The 20674-nt window shown below is 39.4% G+C and carries 19 protein-coding genes; 12 read left to right on the top strand and 7 right to left on the bottom strand.

The features are described 5' to 3' along the window. The first annotated feature begins 168 nt into the window (after positions 1-168). Positions 169-819: a GTP cyclohydrolase I FolE gene (gene folE, locus HWV03_RS14200; protein WP_211672151.1), complete on the top strand. Its 651-nt coding sequence runs from the start codon at positions 169-171 to the stop codon at positions 817-819. A gap of 216 nt (positions 820-1035) precedes the next feature. Then, positions 1036-1593: a GTP cyclohydrolase gene (locus HWV03_RS14195; RefSeq protein ID WP_211676502.1), complete on the top strand. Its 558-nt coding sequence runs from the start codon at positions 1036-1038 to the stop codon at positions 1591-1593. A 97-nt stretch (positions 1594-1690) separates the two neighbouring features. Here HWV03_RS14195 and HWV03_RS14190 read toward each other — a convergent pair whose 3' ends face one another. Both HWV03_RS14190 and HWV03_RS14185 read right to left on the bottom strand, forming a co-directional pair. Beyond that, on the bottom strand, positions 1691-3634 hold the full coding sequence (locus HWV03_RS14190; RefSeq protein WP_211676501.1) for an exoribonuclease II: 1944 nt from the start codon (positions 3632-3634) through the stop codon (positions 1691-1693). A 181-nt stretch (positions 3635-3815) separates the two neighbouring features. After that, positions 3816-4295, bottom strand: coding sequence for a glutathione peroxidase (locus HWV03_RS14185; RefSeq protein WP_211676500.1), 480 nt, complete (start codon positions 4293-4295; stop codon positions 3816-3818). Between the two features lie 274 nt (positions 4296-4569). On the opposite strand from HWV03_RS14185, the gene htpG reads away from it, so the two are divergent. The 5 genes from htpG to HWV03_RS14160 all read left to right on the top strand — a co-directional run bounded on the left by htpG (position 4570) and on the right by HWV03_RS14160 (position 9696). Beyond that, positions 4570-6480, top strand: a complete 1911-nt coding sequence (gene htpG / locus HWV03_RS14180) for a molecular chaperone HtpG (RefSeq protein ID WP_211676499.1) — start codon at positions 4570-4572, stop codon at positions 6478-6480. A 167-nt stretch (positions 6481-6647) separates the two neighbouring features. Next, the gene (gene adk / locus HWV03_RS14175; protein WP_211676498.1) at positions 6648-7295 is read left to right on the top strand and encodes an adenylate kinase; all 648 of its coding nucleotides are present in this window, start codon (positions 6648-6650) and stop codon (positions 7293-7295) included. A 150-nt stretch (positions 7296-7445) separates the two neighbouring features. Then, positions 7446-8426 carry a ferrochelatase gene (gene hemH, locus HWV03_RS14170; protein WP_211676497.1) on the top strand — a complete coding sequence of 327 codons (981 nt, stop codon included), beginning with the start codon at positions 7446-7448 and terminating at the stop codon, positions 8424-8426. 439 nt (positions 8427-8865) lie between these two features. Then, positions 8866-9342, top strand: a complete 477-nt coding sequence (locus HWV03_RS14165; RefSeq protein ID WP_211676496.1) for a type VI secretion system amidase effector protein Tae4 — start codon at positions 8866-8868, stop codon at positions 9340-9342. A 12-nt stretch (positions 9343-9354) separates the two neighbouring features. Then, positions 9355-9696 (top strand): hypothetical protein, encoded by a 342-nt coding sequence (locus HWV03_RS14160; protein ID WP_211676495.1) that lies wholly within the window; start codon positions 9355-9357, stop codon positions 9694-9696. Between the two features lie 82 nt (positions 9697-9778). On the opposite strand, the gene argA is transcribed toward HWV03_RS14160, so the two are convergent. Next, on the bottom strand, positions 9779-11107 hold the full coding sequence (gene argA, locus HWV03_RS14155) for an amino-acid N-acetyltransferase (protein WP_211676494.1): 1329 nt from the start codon (positions 11105-11107) through the stop codon (positions 9779-9781). A 76-nt stretch (positions 11108-11183) separates the two neighbouring features. After that, the gene (locus HWV03_RS14150; RefSeq protein WP_211676493.1) at positions 11184-11498 is read right to left on the bottom strand and encodes an HI1450 family dsDNA-mimic protein; all 315 of its coding nucleotides are present in this window, start codon (positions 11496-11498) and stop codon (positions 11184-11186) included. Between the two features lie 194 nt (positions 11499-11692). On the opposite strand from HWV03_RS14150, the gene aroG reads away from it, so the two are divergent. Both aroG and HWV03_RS14140 read left to right on the top strand, forming a co-directional pair. After that, a complete protein-coding gene (gene aroG / locus HWV03_RS14145) occupies positions 11693-12751 on the top strand; it encodes a 3-deoxy-7-phosphoheptulonate synthase AroG (protein WP_211672142.1) in 1059 nt (352 codons plus the stop codon). 111 nt (positions 12752-12862) lie between these two features. Continuing rightward, positions 12863-13357, top strand: a complete 495-nt coding sequence (locus HWV03_RS14140; protein WP_211676492.1) for a DUF3085 domain-containing protein — start codon at positions 12863-12865, stop codon at positions 13355-13357. A gap of 130 nt (positions 13358-13487) precedes the next feature. On the opposite strand, the gene ylqF is transcribed toward HWV03_RS14140, so the two are convergent. Further along, on the bottom strand, positions 13488-14414 hold the full coding sequence (ylqF, locus tag HWV03_RS14135; protein WP_211676491.1) for a ribosome biogenesis GTPase YlqF: 927 nt from the start codon (positions 14412-14414) through the stop codon (positions 13488-13490). Between the two features lie 249 nt (positions 14415-14663). Then, a complete protein-coding gene (lpxL, locus tag HWV03_RS14130; protein WP_211676490.1) occupies positions 14664-15590 on the bottom strand; it encodes an LpxL/LpxP family Kdo(2)-lipid IV(A) lauroyl/palmitoleoyl acyltransferase in 927 nt (308 codons plus the stop codon). A 332-nt stretch (positions 15591-15922) separates the two neighbouring features. Between lpxL and HWV03_RS14125 the strand changes: the two genes are divergently transcribed. The 3 genes from HWV03_RS14125 to HWV03_RS14115 all read left to right on the top strand — a co-directional run bounded on the left by HWV03_RS14125 (position 15923) and on the right by HWV03_RS14115 (position 18936). After that, positions 15923-17065 carry a fatty acid desaturase gene (locus HWV03_RS14125; protein WP_211676489.1) on the top strand — a complete coding sequence of 381 codons (1143 nt, stop codon included), beginning with the start codon at positions 15923-15925 and terminating at the stop codon, positions 17063-17065. A 68-nt stretch (positions 17066-17133) separates the two neighbouring features. Continuing rightward, complete coding sequence (locus tag HWV03_RS14120) at positions 17134-17490, top strand: hypothetical protein (RefSeq protein WP_255546829.1); 357 nt, start codon at positions 17134-17136, stop codon at positions 17488-17490. Between the two features lie 144 nt (positions 17491-17634). Beyond that, complete coding sequence (locus tag HWV03_RS14115; protein ID WP_211676488.1) at positions 17635-18936, top strand: inosine/guanosine kinase; 1302 nt, start codon at positions 17635-17637, stop codon at positions 18934-18936. Positions 18937-19068: 132 nt separating this feature from the next. Here HWV03_RS14115 and dacB read toward each other — a convergent pair whose 3' ends face one another. Continuing rightward, a complete protein-coding gene (dacB, locus tag HWV03_RS14110) occupies positions 19069-20523 on the bottom strand; it encodes a D-alanyl-D-alanine carboxypeptidase/D-alanyl-D-alanine endopeptidase (RefSeq protein WP_255546828.1) in 1455 nt (484 codons plus the stop codon). Between the last annotated feature and the right edge of the window lie 151 nt (positions 20524-20674).

The following is a 20674-nucleotide window of genomic DNA, read 5'->3' as shown; positions in this document are numbered from 1 at the left end:
TATTTTTTAAATATATAGGTAATTATGACAAACTCAGCAGGTTGACGATAGGATCTATAACAATAAAAAGCTTAATTAACGTTAATTCAGTTAATTTGTTTATCTTCTTAATTGTTAGATGTTATTATGCGCCATTATTTTAAAGTCGATCCGTTTGTGGAGTAATTAATGACCTGCCTAAGTAAAGAAGCTTTATTAGTCCGTTCAGTCTTGGAAGAGCGAGGGTTAGAAACACCTATGATCGGAACTGGGCTAACGAGCGCAGAAAAGAAAGAACGCATTGAATCGCATTTTACCGAGATCCTAACATTATTAGAGCTGGATCTAAGTGATGATAGTTTGGCTGAAACGCCACATCGTATTGCAAAAATGTACGTAAATGAAATTTTCTCAGGCCTAGATTATGCGTCATTTCCTAAAATCACTTTAATTGATAATAAAATGCAAGTGGATGAAATGGTTAAGGTGAGTGATATTACATTAACGAGTACGTGTGAGCACCATTTTGTGACTATCGATGGTAAGGCGACGATTGCTTATATCCCTCGTAGTAAAGTGATCGGTTTATCAAAGATTAACCGTATTGTGCAGTTTTTCTCACGCCGTCCACAAGTGCAAGAGCGCTTAACTCAACAAATCTTAGTTGCGCTGCAAACCTTGCTTGATTCGCAAGATGTTGCTGTTAGCATTACTGCTACGCACTATTGTGTGAAGGCTCGCGGTGTGATGGATGCAACGAGTGAAACGACAACTACATCACTGGGTGGTATCTTTAAATCACGTCCAGCAACAAGAGCTGAGTTCTTGCACTGCCGATAGAAATTGATTATTAACAGTTTATTACGTTAACCCGAACTACAATTCTCGAGTGCTTCCACTCTGTGGTTTGGGTTTATTCATCATTTTTACCACATAATCTAACGACCATATTGCCACATTTCGTCATTATTCATCTTTTTTCATCACTTTAATGAAATTTAATCGCCACACTTACTTGGTTTAATAGCCTCATTGATGATTAATGAGTTACTTTAAATGACCCCGATATTAAAATTAAACGTACGATGGGAATTACACGACGCTCAGCAACAATTCGCGCCGTTGTTATTATTGTGCTGCTTTTTTGTTTGCTTAACGGCGACAATGAGTTTGATCATAAGTAATTCAAATAGCACTTATGCTAAGGATATGGCGTTATTGTCTATTTACGATGATAATTCGACATTGGGGATGGTGAATGTCGATGGTCTGTATGCCGACGTAATTAGCATGGACCGTCAAGCGACTGTCGATGTAGCGCTGGTGAAAGAGCAAATTAAATTTGAAGAAAAGTTAGCAGATTTAGAGTTTGTGTTACAGCAGTATCAAATGATGGAGTTACAAGCCTTTAAGTTTGTGATTGATATGCCGAAGCGTGAGCAAGTCACGACGGTTATGCTAACGCATTTAAAAAACATGCTGGCGAAGTTTACGGCGTTAAATCCGGATATTAGTGCGAATTGGCAGATAGATCCAAATGATGCGCTTAAATTAATTGTGCAATTGCACACAGAGCGACAGCGACATTGGGGTGGGGTAGGGTTTATTATTTAACGAGGGCAAGCGACCTTGCCCTCGTTAACTGTTTTGTATAAAAACAAGGCATAACAACGAATACGTTACAACTATTTGCGATTAATCGTTGTGGTGATTAACTCGCCACTTTTTCAACTGGTTTAGCAACAATGTTACGTTTTTCTTTGTTGATTTCAGCAATGTTAACGTAAATCACGTCACCTAGGCTGTATTCCACTTGATCTTTAATGCTGATTTGACCTGTTTCAACTAAGCATTTAACTTCTTTCTTATTATCATGTAATAAGCTAGCAGGGATAAATGCAACCGCACCATTTTCAAGCAAACGTACACGTAAACCACCACGGTTAACATCCATAATACTTGCTTCGAATGCTTGTTTGCTTTCTACTGCAGGCGTTAGGTAGTCAACGTATAACCACGAGGAGATATCACGTTCAGCCATTCTGTGTTGACGACGACGCTCTGACATTAAGATAACTTCATCTTCAGTCGCTGATGGCGCAGAACCATTGGTCAATGTTGCTTTGATTAGACGGTGGTTAATAATGTCACCATATTTACGAATAGGTGATGTCCACGTTGCATAACCGTCTAAGCCCATCGCGAAGTGGCGTTCTGCACTTGCACTAATTATGCTATAGCTTTGCATTCGACGTAAACGACTGTCTAAAGCTGGATTGGCTTTTTCAGCGAGTGTACGTTGTAATTCAACATAACCTGGTAGTGATTGGATGTGCTCTTTAGTACATTCAATACCATGCTCAGTTAATAACTCGACAACCAGATCAATTTTCTCTGGATCGAAGCCAGCGTGGGTATTAAATACACCAACATCACCATTTTGACGGAATAAACGTGCAGCTGTAATGTTCGCAGCAACCATTGTTTCTTCGATCATTTGATTGGCAATACGGCGATGCTCTACATGAATAGCCAGTACATTACCAGTTTCATCTAGCTCAAAGCTATAATCAGGTTGGTCTGGGAATACGATTGCATTCTTCTTGCGCCACTGCTGACGATGACGTGCAAAAGTAGCCAGTGATTGTAGCTGTTCTGCTAGTTGTGCTTCAGGCTGCCAATCAGTTGATACTTCTTCAATCCAATCTGATACTTGTGTGTAAGACAGTTTATGCTGTGATGTGATCCATGCTGTGAAGAATTCAAATTCTTCAGCTAATGCGCCGTCTTCTTGGATAGTATAAGTACAGCATAATGTCGGGCGTTTTTCGCCAGCAACGAGTGAACAAACACTATCACTGAGTTCACGTGGCATCATTGGGATATTACGGCCTGGTAAATACACAGTGAATGCGCGTTCTGCTGCGATTTTGTTTAATTCTGAATCGGCAGGGATATATGACGTTGGATCGGCGATCGCCACTGTTACTTTTAAATTACCTTCCGCTGTTTTTTCAACAAGCAGGGCATCATCCATATCTTGTGTTGATGCTGAATCGATAGTGAAAAAGGCTTTATCGGTTAGGTCTACACGTGTTGTGTCATCTTTGAATTCAACCGAATCAGGCATCACAGGTACATCTTTAGCTAAGTCTTGACGTGCTAATGTTACCCACCATGGTGCATTTGGATCGGTTGCAGTCGCGACGAAGCCTGTTACTTCTGCAGAAAAATTACCGTCTTTTAATGCATGAGATTTAAGTTGTGCAACAACCCAGTCACCTTCATTCACTTTCTGGCCACCCAAGCCGACTAATTTCGCTTTGATTGGCATGTTGATAACAGGACTATCTGCAAGAATGGTGAGTTTATTTTTAGTAATACTGATACGCGCAATAAAACGCGTTAGCTTAGCTTCAACTAAGGTATCTGGTTCTGCCGATGTTTTATCACCGTTAGTTTCGATATACGCTTTAATTCTATCGCCATGCATGATTTTTTTCATGTGAGGCGGGGCAATGAAATAGCTTTCGCCATCATCCGCTTCAAGGAAACCAAAACCACGTTCAGTGCCTTTAACTGTACCTTCTACACTCGGCGTGTTTTGGCGCATATTTTGTTTTAATTGAGATAGTAGTGGATTGTCGCGAAACATGTAAAGCCTTCCTATAATGAATTGCGCATACTATACGACAGAGAAAGGCGAAACTCCACCCCTTATGAGGGTTGTTTTTTGTAAAAACAAACGAGGTTAAATAGTTAGCTTTATCTAAAAAAACCGCCTGTCACTTTACTAAGTTATTGTAAATATTAAATACTTTATTTAAAAATAAAATCTACAGTAGTTTTTCAATGTCTTTAACCATGCCTTTTGGTGACAAGGTTGGTGGAAAGCGATCGACAACATCGCCTTCACGGTTTATTAAGAATTTAGTGAAATTCCATTTAATACCTTTACTGCCTAATATGCCCTTTGCTTCTGTTTTAAGCCAATTATAAAGCGGGTCTGCATTATCTCCGTTAACATCGATTTTACTGAACATATCGAACGTCACGCCAAAGTTCAGCTGGCAAAATGAGTTGATGTCCGCATCTGAACCTTGCTCTTGTTGTTTAAATTGGTTGCAAGGGAAGCCTAAAATAGCGAATCCTTTGCTGCCATATTTCTGGTGTAACTCTTCTAATTCGGCATATTGATTAGTAAATCCACATTTACTTGCTGTATTTACAATCAACACTGCTTGGCCTTTATAATCACTGAGTTTTTTTTGTTCACCTGTGATTGTAGTTACTTCGAAATCATAAAGCTTAGTCATTTTAAGTACCTTAATAATAGAATGAGCACGAGTGCTAATGTGTATCAATTAATTTAAGTTGCGCGCAATATATTGGTGGTTAGTGTACTAATGTGCAAGGACTTTCTTATATTTAATATTATTTTGTAGTGTATTTTATAGTTGTTGCGTTAGAGGTCACAGATAAAAATTATAAACTGCCCTTGAAAACACTGATAACAAACCCATCTATCTATTAACGAATAAATTCAGATAGTTTTAATCTGAATCACCCATTAGAACAAAGGAACAAGTAATGACTGATACAGTTAATACTGAGACTCACGGCTTTCAAGCTGAAGTTAAGCAGCTACTTAAATTAATGATCCATTCTTTATATTCAAATAAAGAAATATTTTTACGTGAACTCGTCTCTAATGCGGCAGATGCAGCCGATAAACTTCGTTTTAAAGCATTATCAGACAACAGTTTATATGAAAATGACGGTGAATTACGTGTGCGTGTATCGTTTGATAAAACAGCGCGTACAATAACGATTTCTGATAACGGTATCGGCATGTCACGTGAAGATGTTATCTCACACCTAGGCACGATAGCACGTTCTGGCACGTCAGAATTCTTTAACAACTTATCGGGTGATCAAGCGAAAGATTCGCAATTAATCGGTCAGTTTGGTGTTGGTTTCTATTCTGGTTTCATCGTAGCAGATATGATGACAGTAAATACACGTGCAGCGGGCGCAGCAGCGGACCAAGCGGTACAGTGGGAATCTGAAGGTGAAGGCGACTATCGTCTTGCTGAGATCACTAAAGAAAGCCGTGGTACTGAAATTATCTTGCACTTACGTGAAGGCGAAGATGATTTATTAGATGCATGGAAACTGCGTCAAATTGTAAACAAATACTCTGACCACATCAGCATCCCTGTTGAAATGTGGAAAGAAGAACAACCTGAATCAGAAGGTCCTGACGGTGAAAAAACACCTGCAGTACCTGGTGAATGGGAATCGGTAACACGTGCAAGCGCATTGTGGACATTATCGAAAAATGAACTGAAAGACGAAGAATATCAAGAGTTCTATAAGCACATCGCACACGATTTTGAAGATCCACTAACATGGAGCCATAACCGTGTAGAAGGTAAGCAAGAATACACCAGCCTACTTTACATTCCTGCGCGCGCACCGTTTGACATGTGGAACCGTGAAAAAGAACATGGTCTAAAACTGTATGTTCAACGTGTATTCATTATGGATGACGCAGAGCAGTTCATGCCAACTTACCTGCGTTTCGTGAAGGGTGTATTAGATTCGAATGATCTACCACTAAACGTATCTCGCGAAATCTTACAAGATAATAAAGTAACAACATCATTACGTACTGCTTGTACTAAGCGTGTACTTACGATGCTTGAGCGCATGGCTAAGAATGATGATGAGAAATACCTCAAATTCTGGAATGAATTCGGTCAAGCACTGAAAGAAGGTCCAGCTGAAGATATGGCGAATAAAGAAAAAATTGCTTCTTTATTACGTTTCTCTTCAACATCTGTTGGTGGTCCTGCACAAGAAGTTGGTTTCGGTAAATACATCGAAAACATGCCAGAAGACCAAGATAAGATTTATTACATCACAGCTGATAACTACACTACAGCTGTAAACAGTGCTTACCTTGAAATCTTCAAGAAGAAAGGCATTGAAGTATTACTATTAACAGACCGTATCGATGAGTGGTTGCTATCACACTTAACAGATTTCGACGGTAAGCAATTAGTATCAGTAACTAAGGGCGATCTTGACCTTGGTGCACTCGATGATGAAGACGCTAAAAAAGCGAAAGAAGAGGCAACTGAAGAGTTTGCAAGTTTCCTTGAGCGTGCTAAATCAACATTAGGTGAAAAAGTAGCCGACGTTCGTTTAACTCATCGTCTAACTGAAACACCGTCTTGCGTGGTAACAAACGAAGATGGTATGAGCAGCCAGATGATTAAGTTGATGGAATCTGCAGGTCAAGCTGTACCACCACAAAAGTACATTTTTGAGCTAAATCCTGAGCACGAAATGATTAAACGTGTTGCTGATGAAGCAGATGAAACCGTATTTGCTGACTGGGTTCAACTATTGTTAGAGCAAGCTCAGCTTACCGAACGTGGTAGTTTAGACGATCCTGCTGCATTTATTGCACGTATGAACCGTTTAATTGGTTAATTTCGGACTTAACTTTGTGGGTATTATTTTTATCGCATTACTCACAAAGTTGTATACAAAAAAGTAACAAAACCGAGCTGGACTTGAACACATCGGATTTCCCGTGTAGTCTAGCCGTTCTGAAATTTAAGCAATTTAAACAAGCTAAGTCAATTTAAGGGCAATTTATGCGTATTATTTTATTAGGTGCACCAGGTGCAGGTAAGGGAACTCAAGCACAGTTCATCATGGAAAATTATGGTGTTCCGCAAATCTCTACTGGTGATATGCTACGAGCTGCTATTAAAGAAGGTTCTGAGTTAGGTCAAAAAGTTAAAGCTGTTATGGATGGTGGCCAACTAGTATCTGACGAACTAATCATCGAATTAGTTAAAGAGCGCGTGAAGAAAGAAGATTGTGCAAAAGGTTTCCTACTAGACGGTTTCCCACGTACTATCCCACAAGCTGACGCTATGAAAGAAAACGGTATTGACGTTGATTTCGTACTTGAATTTGACGTGCCTGATGAAGAAATCGTTAAACGTATGAGTGGCCGTCGTGTTCACGCTCCTTCTGGTCGTGTTTACCATACAGTTTACAATCCGCCAAAAGTGGAAGGTAAAGATAACGAAACTGGTGAAGAATTAACAATCCGTGTGGATGATGTTGAAGAAACTGTTCGTAAACGTTTAGGTATCTACCACGATCAAACTGCACCACTTATTGCATACTATGGCAAAGAAGCGGAAGCTGGTAACAGCAAATACGTTACATTTGACGGCACACAAGCTGTTGAAGCTGTAAGCAAGCAATTAGCTGAATTACTTGGTCAATAGATAGGGCATAACCCCTTTCGATTAATCTGTATACGGTTACTAAACCCTGAGCATGCTCAGGGTTTTTTTATAGCTAAATCTCAGTGAGTTGTTGGATCCAATGCGTTTAATCACATAGAATAGCTTTATTCGTTAAACGACATAGTGATTATGGGTAATATGACTAAGCAAAGTGTGTTATTGGTTAACCTTGGTACGCCAGAATCGGCTACACCAGCGGGCGTTAAAGCATTTTTAAAACCATTTCTTTCTGATCCTCGTGTTGTTAGCATTCCGCGATTATTGTGGTTACCACTATTAAACGGTGTCATTTTACCTTTGCGCAGTAAACGTGTTGCTAAAGCCTACCAATCAATTTGGTTTGATGATGGTTCACCTTTATTACACTACAGTCTATTACAACAAAAAGCCTTGGCTGCCTTATTCGAAGACGCGGGTCAAAATGTCAATGTTGAACTGGCAATGACCTATGGTGAACGCAGCATTAAAAATGCCATTGCTAAGCTACAACAAATGGGGTCAGAGCATATTGTTGTGTTACCGTTATTCCCACAGTATTCCTCAACAACAACTGCGCCGGTATTTGACCAAGTGGCTCATTATCTGCAAACAAGTATCGATGTGCCAAGTGTAAGCTTAGTAAAGCATTACCATAATAACGCTGCCTTTATTGATGCACTCGCACTGAGTATTGAACGACATTGGGCAGAAAAGGGCAGAGCAGAGAAACTGTTATTGTCTTACCATGGTATCCCTAAGTTCCTTGTTGAAAAAGGCGATATTTATGCTGATCATTGTGTTGAAACGACCGCGTTGCTTTGTGCGCGCTTAGGGTTAGCTGAAGATGAGGTTGTGCATTGTTATCAATCTCGTTTTGGTAAAGCAGAATGGTTACAGCCGTATACCAATGAAACCTTAATTAAATTGGCTGAAAGTGGTACTAAGTCGTTAGATGTGATTGCGCCTGCGTTTGCTGTCGATTGTTTAGAAACGTTAGAAGAAATGGCGATAGAGAATAAAGAAGTGTTTGTGGGTGCCGGCGGTGAGGATTACCGTTTTATTGCGTGTTTAAACGACGACGAAGCGCATGTCCGTGCACTGCATGCCGTAGCGAGTGATTATTTACGTTAGTTTTATAACGTTACTTAGCTCGGACTAAGCCGTGTTTAGCATTCGCGTGTTGGACGCTAACCACTTCGGCACGTTGCATATTATCTACATTTTCTAAATTAGTGACAGAGTAATATCGATTCAGCATCCAATCAATTGGGTGCTGAAAGCTGTATTCGTCAACGATAAATGATTGGTTTTACCCTCCTTCATCCACTCTCACTATCCATAAGCGCTTTTTGCTGTCGAGTTGTGAAAGCAATCGCTGACTCTGCGAGCTAAATCCACGCTATGTCGTAGTCGTAAGCACTCTGAATGAGCAACACAAGTGCACCGAATTGTAATAGGGGTCCTAGCCTGAAGTACTTATTCTCATCCAAAAACCATGCTAATACCTGATGGTTAGTTTCATATTTCTAGCGTAATATTTTTGAATGCAATTCAAAAAAGGATATTACGAATGCCAACATTTAAAAAAATATGGGATAACCATCCTTCTGTTGAAAATTTTTTTGATGACTTTCCTTGTATTGATGGAAGTGGAAGTAAGGCTTTTGATAATCAATGCGCGATTAGAATAGGGGTCGCTTTAGATGCGACAGGCATCAGTACTGCGGGGTTTACAGGGGCTCGCTGCTGGCATGGACATAAACCAGGTCATATTTTAAGAGCTGAAGAATTAGCTAATTGGTTGAAGGGGGCTTCATCTCCTTTTAAAACGATGATAAAGTTTGAAGCTAAAGACGGTTTTTCAAAGATTAACGGTAAAAAAGGTATTATCTTTTTTAAAGATTATTATGGCGCTAACAATCAAGGCGATCATATCGACTTATGGAATGGAAGTAGACTCACTCGTTACAGCTCTTGGATAGAGTTTGCAGCTAGAGGGGGATCTCATTACTCAAAATCAACAGTGTGGTTCTGGCCTGTTGCATAAAGGAATTTTATTATGTTCAAATTAAGACTATTCTTTATAACCGCTGTGTTTTTAATTGGTTGTACACCTGAGCATCCATCACCTACATCCAATATTTTTGAAAATAATATTCCAAAAATGGGAGTTCTATTAGAAGTATCTGAGGATGGGCAACTGATTAATATTCCCCAAGTTGAATCGTCGTTAAACGATAATCAAAAGAAAATTTTTAATTTGTCAATGCAGTGGATTGCGACTGAATCGGAAATTAAATTTATTGAGCTTAAAGGCAAATCGGCATACTTAATAATTCAGATTGCAAATTGCCTCAAGATCAATGAGAACAAAGGCGTTGATTGCATAAAATCAACGTGAGTAATATAAAGTGAAGGTTCGTTAAGCACTAGGCTTATTTATTGCTCCAAAGTACACATAAAATATTACCGAACCACATCACTTATAAACGCTTCATCAATATTTTTGAACGACGTTGTAGATTATACAATTCTTGTTTTTCTAGTGGTAACTGGTCTAATTCAACAGGATCAAAACCACGCTCTCTAAACCAATGAATACTGTGTGTGGTGAGGACGAACAGATTATCCATTCCTTGCAGGTTCGCTTGTCTTTCGATTTCTTTGACTAATAAGTCACCGCGGCTTAAACGTCGATATTCTGGATGAGTAGCGACACTCGCCATTTCAGCAATATTACCAGAGAAGCAATACAGTGACGCACAGCCAATGATCGTGCCGTCGCGCTCAACCACAGTGAAGTGTTCGATATCCCTTAATAGCTGATCTCTTGTTCGCTGCACTAGCATGCCTTGATCAACTAACGGTTGTGTGAGCAACATGATACCCGCCACATCTTCAATTTTGGCTGGGCGAGTTTGCTCGGCACTTTGACGGACAATCTGAGTGCCGACACCATCACGTGAAAACAGCTCTTGCAATAGCGAACCATCGGTTTTGTAACTCACCAAATGACAACGAGGGACCCCTGCTAATGACGCATTGATTGCGGCACGTAAATAAGATGCGGTACCGCTATTAATGCCACCTTGAGCATCAATTTCGGCCAGACGTTCTTGGGCTTGCTCTGGGAACATTTCAGAAATGAGGTTACCGCTATAATCCAGCACACCTTGAGCAGAACAAAAACTGATCAGTTTGTGTGCATTTAGTTTAATAGCAATTTTGGTTGCAACTTCCTCGGCACTTAGATTGAAGCTTTCACCGGTAACGGAATAGCCGAGCGGGGGAATGACTGTGATGGCATTTTGTGCAAGTTGATATTCTAATGCATCGGTATCGACACGCCGAACACGGCCGGTATGACAAAAATCAATGCCTTCATCAACACCCATAGGTTGCGCAGTAATAAAATTACCACTGACAATATTAATTTTTACGCCATGCATCTGGGTGTTGACCAGTCCCATTGAGAATGCTGCGGTGATCTCATATTGGAGTTGGCCAATGACTTGCTTGATTAGCGGGAAAGCTTGTTCATCTGTGACTCGCTGTCGCTTGTGAAATACACTTTCACAATTGTGTTGCGCCAATATTGTGTTGATTTGTGGGCGAGCACCAAACACCAGAACGATACGAATGCCAAGAATATTTAATAAGGCGATATCATTGACGATATTAATAAAATTAGCGTGTGCAATCGCTTCACCGCCCAGTGTGAGTACGATGGTTTTATCACGATGGGCATTGACGTACGGGGCTGATTGGCGAAACCACCGTACTAACTGGTTATCTTGTTGACTCAATTCCATCTCCTTGGATTATAATGCTTATTCTAAACGTTAATATTCCTTAATTCGAAGATGAAAGCAAGTCACTAACGTTTGATTATTCAGTCTTCCAAAGAATATGGATAAAATTATCGTTAGTTTTTTTCTTAACGAGTACGCGTCCGAATACATCACTTAACAGGTCGTTGTCGTCAACAAGCCCAATATGTAATTCGCAGTACTCATTATCATTGATACCCATTGCTACGTTTACTGGCCAATCATCACCTAGGCTGACGATATCAACCGCACCTCGATCTTCGAATTGCATGGCAAATAAGATTTGATCAGCAGGGGATAACTCTGTTTGTGCACTGTCTAGGAATGTATCATAGGCAAAGTCAATTAATTCATCTTCAGTTTTTAATCGCATGGGGTTTCCAAATTTAACTTATTTGTGGTGGATTTTACCTTAATCTCGATAAGATAAGAATATTTCTTATAATAGCCACTGAATTTTTATGTGATTTGTAATTGCTTCCGAGTGAAATAGACGTTACATTGAATGTGGACAATATAACATTAGAGTATGAATGCCCACGGGCCGAATAAAGGAATATTAGTAGTATGCATTATCAAACAGACGACGTTAGAATCCGTGAAGTAAAAGAATTATTACCGCCAATTGCAGTGTTGGAAAAATACCCTGCTTCTGATGATGTGACTAAAACAGTATTTGAATCACGCAATAGCATTAGCCAAATTCTTAAGCAAGAAGATGATCGCCTTTTAGTGATCGTTGGTCCTTGTTCTATTCATGATACAGTGGCTGCATTAGAATATGCAGAGCGACTAGTAGCATTGCGTGAGAAGTATAAAGATACGCTTGAAATTGTGATGCGTGTTTATTTTGAAAAACCACGTACAACTGTTGGTTGGAAAGGCTTAATCAATGACCCGTATCTAGATGATAGCTTCCAATTAAATGATGGTGTACGTATCGCACGTAAACTATTGCTTGATGTGAATGCAATGGGTTTACCTACTGCGGGTGAATTCTTAGATATGATCACGCCGCAATATGTAGGTGATTTAATGAGTTGGGGCGCAATTGGTGCACGTACTACAGAGTCTCAAGTGCATCGTGAACTGGCTTCTGGTATGTCTTGCCCTGTTGGTTTTAAAAATGGCACCGACGGTACAATTAAAGTTGCTATCGATGCGATTGGTAGTGCAAACGCACCGCACCATTTTTTATCTGTCACTAAATTCGGTCACTCTGCGATTATCTCAACAGCAGGTAATCCTGATTGTCATCTTATCCTACGTGGAGGCAATAAATCGACAAACTATTCTGCTGACGATGTAGCCACAATTACAACTCAGTTAGAAGCGGCTAAGCAAGACGTTAATATCATGATTGATTTTAGCCATGCTAACAGTGAAAAGAAATTCCAAAAACAAATGGATGTTTCAACTGATGTTTCTGGTCAAATTAGTGCTGGTAACAAAGGTATCTTTGGTGTGATGGTTGAGAGTCATTTAGTTGAAGGTCGTCAAGATCTTGTTAACGGTAAAGTTGAAACTTACGGTCAAAGTATCACTGATGCTTGTATCGGTTGGGCTGACACTGAAACTATGATGGCACAGCTATCTGAAGCTGTTGCGACACGCCGTACAGTTTAATAAGCAAGCGGTTAGCTGACTTGCATTACAACGCTGTTTAGGTATATAGTCCTAGCATATTATAAAGCACAAACTTTGGTTTGTGCTTTTGTCATTAAAGAGCGGACCAAAATGAAACGAATTATATTTTCTCTTGATGAAGTTTTGCCTATTGAAGCTGAAGCGTTAGCAGCAAAGACTTTTACCCCTACTTATGATGATCTTTGGGACCCTACGAAATTTAAAGGCTCTAAAGTTGTTGATGAGCACGGTAACAATGAAGTTGAAGCATTAAGTAAAGGTCTTAACTTCTGGCCAGATGTTAATCAACTGAACCCTAAAAAACTAAAAGCACAATTAACCTTGATGGCTGAGCACGGCGTTTTCATTATGAACAATGTTTCAAGTGATATCTCGCCAATCGAGCGAGGTACATTAGCGTACGCACTAGGTTGTCACCCAGATAACGATGCTGATTTTCAATTCAATCAAGATGAAGTTTTTGATGGTGAAATGGGCTCAATCACAATTCCATTAGAATGGGTGAGTCGTTCTGTAAAAGCCGGTAAGGAACAGTTCATTATTGAACTTGGTGATGATGACGATGTGCGTTTAATCATCAAATAAAGCGTTAAGTAAGATGAATACTTAGCGTTAATCAATAATAAAAAGCGCCTCTCGTTACTGTAACTAGAGGCGCTTTTTTTTAAATTACTATTTAGCAAAAGCCATTATTAATAAACAGCTTAATTATAGATTAACGACGTTTTTTCTTTGGCTTACGTTTTTTAATCTTCACGCCTTCAAGGGCTAAACGTTCAATCACAGCCTGTTTTTCTGCTTCAGCCATTGCTGGCGTTTCTAAACTGATACGACAGATCTTGGCAGTACGTAACTCATTAATTAATATCGCTGCGGCTTTATTTAAATCAACAAAACCACCTGGACCTAAACAACCACGGCCACGACCAATGTCTTCTAACAATTCTATATCTGTTTTGTCTAGGTTATCGAGCTTGTAACGTGCACGCATTGCGTCTGGATAGGTTTGACATAAGTATTCTGCTGCATACATACCAATGTCATCATATTCAATCGCAGTATCTTTAATTGCGCCTGTTGATGCTAAACGGTAGCCAGAAAGTGGGTTTTGTACTTTCGGCCATAACATCCCTGGCGTATCAGACAGTACAATACCGTTGTCTAACTTGATACGCTGCTGCTGTTTCGTCACTGCTGGCTCATTACCCGTCTTAGCAATAATACGATTAGCGAGGATATTAATTGTTGTTGATTTACCCACGTTTGGAATGCCCATAATCATCGCTTTAATGACTTTATGCGCACCTTCTTTATTAGGCACTAGCGCGCGAGCGAGTTGTGGGATCTTTTTGATCTCAGCAGGCTCTTGTGTCGTAAAGGCATACGCTTTTACACCTTCTTCTAATTCTAGGTATTCTAACCATTGTGCAGTAACGATAGGATCTGCAAGGTCGCTTTTATTGAGAATCTTAATGCAAGGGGTATCACCACGTAACTCGGAGATCATTGGATTCTCGCTGCTATAAGGGATCCGTGCATCGAGTACTTCGATAATGAGGTCCATTTGCGGCATAACTTCCGCGATCTCTTTACGGGCTTTGTGCATATGCCCTGGGTACCACTGAATCGTTTGTTTACTCATTTGAAATATAAGCCTTTTATTTTATCTTTGTGTCAGATGGGTTCGTTGTGAGGTACCCCATCTTCTGTTCTGAAAGTTGGTTGCTAAAGCAGTAGGCGTACTCTTTCCTGCTATAGTCTGATAATTGGCGCTAGTTTAACGTAAATCGTGATTTCGGTCACTAATGGTTGGTGTATCTCTGCAAATTATATTGAGAACCTATAGCGTTGTTTTAAGCTCGTTATTCGAGTATATCAATACTGCATAACATTATTTATAGACGGAAGGGGAATCTTGATTTGGGCGAGTTTTAAATCGTCTGTGTAACCACATATATTGAGCCCTATCTTTATCAATGATTTGTTCGATAATGGTATTGCCTCGTTTTGCGTCTGCAGCGTGATCTTTGCTCGGGAAGTTATCGAGTGGTGGCATTATTTCTATGGTATAGCCTTTATCATCAGCATTACGTATTACGCTAAATGGCAACACTTTTGCTTTCCCAAGGTGAGCGAGTGTACTTGCACCTGTAATCGTTGCTGCATCGGGCATCGCATAAAAAGGAACAAATGTTGCGCTGGAACGCCCGAAGTCTTGATCCGCGGTATACCAGATCACATCAAGATTGCGAAGGCTCTTAACCATTTGACGAAGATTGCTTTTAGGCACAAGTGCTTTGTTAGATCTTAGACGTCCCTTTACTTGTAGGTACTCCATTACGGGATTTTTATGCGGGCGGTAAACACCGACTCCGGGGTGGAATTGACCAAATATTCTGGCCCCCATTTCAAGTGGTAGGCAATGTACAGCGAATAAGATGACGCCGTGACCATCTGCGATGGTTTGAGCTATATGCGCTTGGCCTTTAATCGTCATATGGCGTTGAACTTTCTCGTCTGACCACCACCAAGCATTAGTAATATCGAAAATAGCTTTACCGATCTCTTCAATATTACGTTCAAGCAGGCGTTCTCGTTCTGCCTCTGGCATATCAGGAAAACAGAGCTCTAGATTTCGTTTTGCTATACTCACACGACGGCTGATAAGTTTTTTTACCAAGCGGCCGATTGCGGCTCCTAATTTCATTTGCTTGTCCAAGGGAAGGAATTGGGTTAAACGTGCCAAGCTGGCAGCAAACCAAAGCGACCAGTATTTGGGATGAAATAACTTATTTGAAAATTGCGCTTTTTCTATCAAAATAACCTCGAAACGATAATGAGAATATAACTTAAATCACATTGTAAGTATTTTTATTGGAAGATGCTATGCGGAAAACTACTGATTTTTCTTGTTTAGGATCAAGTTTATAATAACTATTAATAGTTTAGTCGATGATGCGCTAGTGGTTGTTTTTAATTGGAGCTTAGATAAATTAAAACAAGACACGTATCACAATTTTAGTTATATAAAATAAAACAGCCGATTATCGAGCTATTTTGGTAACATTGGATTGCTTTAATCAATAACTGAGCTTACACTTGTGCGCTATTATAAATGAAACTACTTCATTAGGCTTTAGAGATAGTATTATGAAAAAACCACCGTTAATTTGGTTAAATGTATTCGTTTTTGCTTCAACCTTCCTCATTGCTATAACTGCAGTGCCTTGGTATGGCTATGTATATGGTTTTGAGACCTTCGAAGTTATTGCTATGATCATCGGCATTTTCGTGTGTGGCTTATCTATTACAGGTGGTTACCATAGACTCTGGTCTCACCGCACTTATAAAGCGCATTGGTCAGTACGATTGATTTTTGCACTCGGTGGTGCGTTCGCATTACAAAATAGTGCAATCCATTGGAGTTCAGATCACCGTCGTCACCATAAACATGTTGATCATGATGATAAAGACCCGTACTCAGCAAGTCATGGCTTTTGGTTTTCGCACATTGGTTGGATGTTACGTGAATATAATGCCATGCTTTATACCGATTATACGAATGTTCGTGACTTACAAAAAGATGGTATCGCAGTATGGCAGCATAAATACTATAACGTACTTGCGCTGGTGATGAACGTTGGCGTGCCTATCTTAGTGGGTCTTCTGTACGGAGACGTTTGGGCTAGTTTATTATTGTTAGGTGTTGCTCGTTTAGTATTAAGCCATCATTTTACATTCTTTATCAACTCATGGGCACACATGTGGGGCACACAGCCTTATACAGATCGTAACACGGCTCGTGATAATGCATTATTGGCTATCTTCACTCATGGTGAGGGTTATCATAATTACCACCATATCTTTGAAACTGATTACCGTAATGGGATTAAATGGTATCAATATGATCCGACTAAATGGTTAATTAATGTTTTAGCGTGGTGCAACTTAGCAAGCGACTTACGTATGGTACCTGAAGCACGTATCGAACAGGCTAAATTGAAGATGGAATTAAAACGTCGTCACGATAAAGTGCAGCATTTACCTAATGCTGAAGAAGTTATTTTACGTCTAAATCAAGAGTACGATGTGTTATGTGAGAAACTTAACGCTTTTTATAAAGCAAAAATCGTATTATTTGAATCGAAGAAAAAATCACTGAATGATAAATTTGACAAAATTCAATTTGAGCAACAAATTCGTGATACTAAATTGCAACTAAGCCAACTTAAAGACGCGTTCCATGCACAGCGTAAAGTCTGGAATAACATGCAGCTTAGTTTTTCTCATTAGATTATAGATGTATGTAATAACAGTTAGGCTGTAATCTTAATACACCCTAACTGATTGCCAAGGATGGCATGTTAATCACGGAGGATATTTTGATCAAGCATAAAGATATGCGTAAGTATTTACTTGCGCACGATTTACTAACCAATGATTTCGGCAACGCCTCATTTTTCGCCTTTGTTGAATATGTCAGCCCATTACGCAAGTGTAGAGTCGAGACGCTTGTCAGTTTTGTTCTTGCTGGCTATTGTGAAGGTACTATTCGTATCGATCCGAATGAAGCATTAACTCAAATGGATTATATGATGAATTTCACCTGCGCTTGGCATGAATGTGAATTTGACCTTGTGAGTAATAGCTTTGTTATTCGTGGCCGTGATGAAACAAAAATGGGTGGTGATTTTGTGGTAACTATTCGACAGAATTAGGCTTAAATTTTTGTTTTTTTCGATTAAATCTATGTGATCGACCAAAATATGGTTAATAATTGGATCATTAATTTGGTTTTACTGGTATTTCAGAATTAGGCTGGTAAAATCAGCCCCCTTTTATTCTCTCATGCTGGTTCAAATATGAAATTTCCCGGTCAACGCAAGTCTAAGCATTATTTCCCTGTAAATACAGGCAATCCATTTGTCAAACCAGCAAACATTGCAAATGTAGCTCAACCTGTATTATGTGGTATTGATCAGACACTCGTTGATATTGAAGCTCATGTCGAAGATTCGTTTTTAACCCGTTTTGGGTTAAGAAAAGGCGAGTCACTGATGATCAGTGATGAAATAGCTGAGCAAATTTATACTGAGTTAAAGCAAAATGATCTTATCGTAAGTGAATTTGCTGGCGGTACTGTTGCTAATACCCTACATAACTACGCAATCCTGTCTGAATCACAGTCACTACTATTTGGTACCATGTGTGACCAAATTAAAATTGGCAGTTATGCGTACCAATATTTATGTAATACCAGCAGTAAAGTAAACCTTAATTACCTGCAACCTGTAAATGGCCCCATTGGCCGTTGCTTTACCTTTATCTCTTCTGATGGTGATCGTAGTTTCGGTATTAATGCTGGTTTAATGAATAAATTAACTAAAGAGCATTTGCCCGTTGATCAGCTGCAGAAAAGCTCTGGTCTACTTATCTCCGCTTATTTATTACGTTGTGCAGATGATGATCCAATAAAAGAAGCTGCGATGCACATGGTTGAGCAAGCTAAATTCCTTAATATTCCTATTATTCTTACACTCGGTACACGTTTCATTATTGAAGGTAATGAGAAGTGGTGGCAGAATTTCATTAACGAATATGTCACTGTGATTGCAATGAATGAAGATGAAGGTGAAGCATTAACAGGCTTTACTGATCCATTACTTGCTGCGGATGCGGCACTAGAATGGTGTGATCTTGTTCTTTGTACTGCGGGGGCTGAAGGTCTTTATATGGCGGGTTACACGGATGAAAAATATAAACGTGAAACAAGTGGCCACTTATTACCTGGTGCGATAGCTGAATTTAACCGTTATGAATACAGTCGTCCAATGCGCTTGGCTGATACGAACGAACCATTAAAAATGTATTCACATATTGCACCGTACTTAGGCGGTCCTGTCGAAATTAAAAATACCAATGGTGCGGGCGATGGTGCATTATCTGCAATCTTACATGATATGTTAGCTAACTCTTATCATAGAGATATCGTGCCTAACTCTGATAAACATTCTGCGAACTGTTTGGCTTATTCATCGCTTTCACAGCTGTGCAAATACGCAAACCGTGTAAGTTATGAAGTCTTGGCGCAACACTCGCCGCGTTTATTAAAAGGCTTGCCTGAACGTGAAGATTCATTAGATGAAGGTTACTGGTCTAGTTAATATCTTTATTGCTGATACTCGCATTATCTAGCTTTAGTGCGGGTTGATAAATAATACAAAAAATGGCGAACAACGAAACTGATACTAAGTTGAGTTGCTCGCCATTTTTTATGAGCTATTTTGTTTAAGTCACTAATAAGTAGAGACTATGGTATTAAAGAATGCGGCCGAATATTGCGTCAGAGGTGATGCTTGTCTCGGTTTATTATGCTTATCTTGCTCAATAGTCTTAGGGTTGTAACCACTCACCATCAGTACAAAAGGAACCATGTGATTTTTTTCTGTTTTTACAAAACCAACTAAATTAGATAAACCTTTTAATGAACCCGTTTTCGCGACAATCTTACCTGTTAGTTTCTTTGTCAATAACCCGCGACGATATTGCAATGTACCATCTACACCTGATATTGGCATTGTGTCTAATAATTGTAGTTCATCATCATGGCGGATGACATACTCCAGTACTCTGAACATAGTTTGTGCAGACACTAAATTGTGACGTGATAGTCCAGAGCCATCGGCAATCACATTCGATGCTAATGAGATGTCTTTTTCGGCCAAGATTAAGCGCATGGCTTTAGCGCCATTTCGGTAATTACCTGCTTGTTGGAAGTATTCTGCACCGATGGTTTTAAATAATATGTCAGCAATTAAATTATCTGACTCTTTCATCATTCTAGCGATAATTTCTGCAAGCGGTGGTGACTGGTGATTGATCACTTCGGCTGTCTTTATCGTTTTATGGCTTTCAACAACCTGACCTGTAAATTTAATGCTCGCTTGTGCTAATTCTGCTTTAAGCAGTGCTGTAAAGTAAGTGGTCGGTTCTGAAATAGCAAATGACAAGGGAAGGTTACGTTTAGAGGGCGTAATACAGCCAAATAACGTGTAATTGTTGTCTGGATGGCGTGTGACCTCTAAATCACAAAACTGTGCCTTCTGCTGCTCTTTAGTGACGATATTAACTTGGCTCGTTAATACTATCGGTTCATAGCCCGGAATGTAAACAGTTGCTTTTTCAAGTTCGGCAGAGCGCTTTAAATTTCCTAATACACAATTACTGTTGATGACCAAGGCTGACGCTTGTGTGGCATAACAGACAGCTTGATCATTCCATACCTGACCATTGCCCCAATTATAACCGTTAAAACGGCTTTGATTAAGCGTGATATCACCGTTAATATGTGTGATCCCTTTGGCTTTTAATTGCTTAAGCATTTTACGTAAATCTTTTCTGGTGAAAGTTGGGTCACCCGTAAAATTAAACTCCATTTCGCTTAATGTCTGTTTATAAATATTGCCATGTAAGCTGGTCTTAAAGATATACTCGTCTGTAAGGTAAAGCTTGGCTGCTAATGCTGTTAGTAGCTTTTGTGTTGATGCTGGCGTTAATAAGAGGTCGGCATTATGTTGATTGATGGTGTTACTATTGATTTTTTCAGTTGCATTGAAAGGTTGACCAATAATATAGGCAACATTTGTACCTGGCGGGAGCAGTTTTTCTAAAGGCGCTATTTCATCGGTATTAGCGTTGGCATTCATGCTGATGAAGTAGAGAGTAGTACAATAAAGGAAAGTTCGTAACATATTATTTTTTAATATTGATTGCTGTATGGATGATTATTCTATCTGAGATTGTAAAGCAATAAAATGCGTATAATTAAATTACACAAAATATTCATACATGCGATATTACTACACGAGTGATATTTTAAATGAGAAAGCATAGTCATGTATT

This window comes from Moritella sp. 36, assembly GCF_018219415.1.
In the GTDB taxonomy this organism is placed as follows: domain Bacteria; phylum Pseudomonadota; class Gammaproteobacteria; order Enterobacterales; family Moritellaceae; genus Moritella.
The sequence above is the reverse complement of the archived record's forward strand: the minus strand, read 5'-3'. Positions and strand labels throughout refer to the sequence as shown.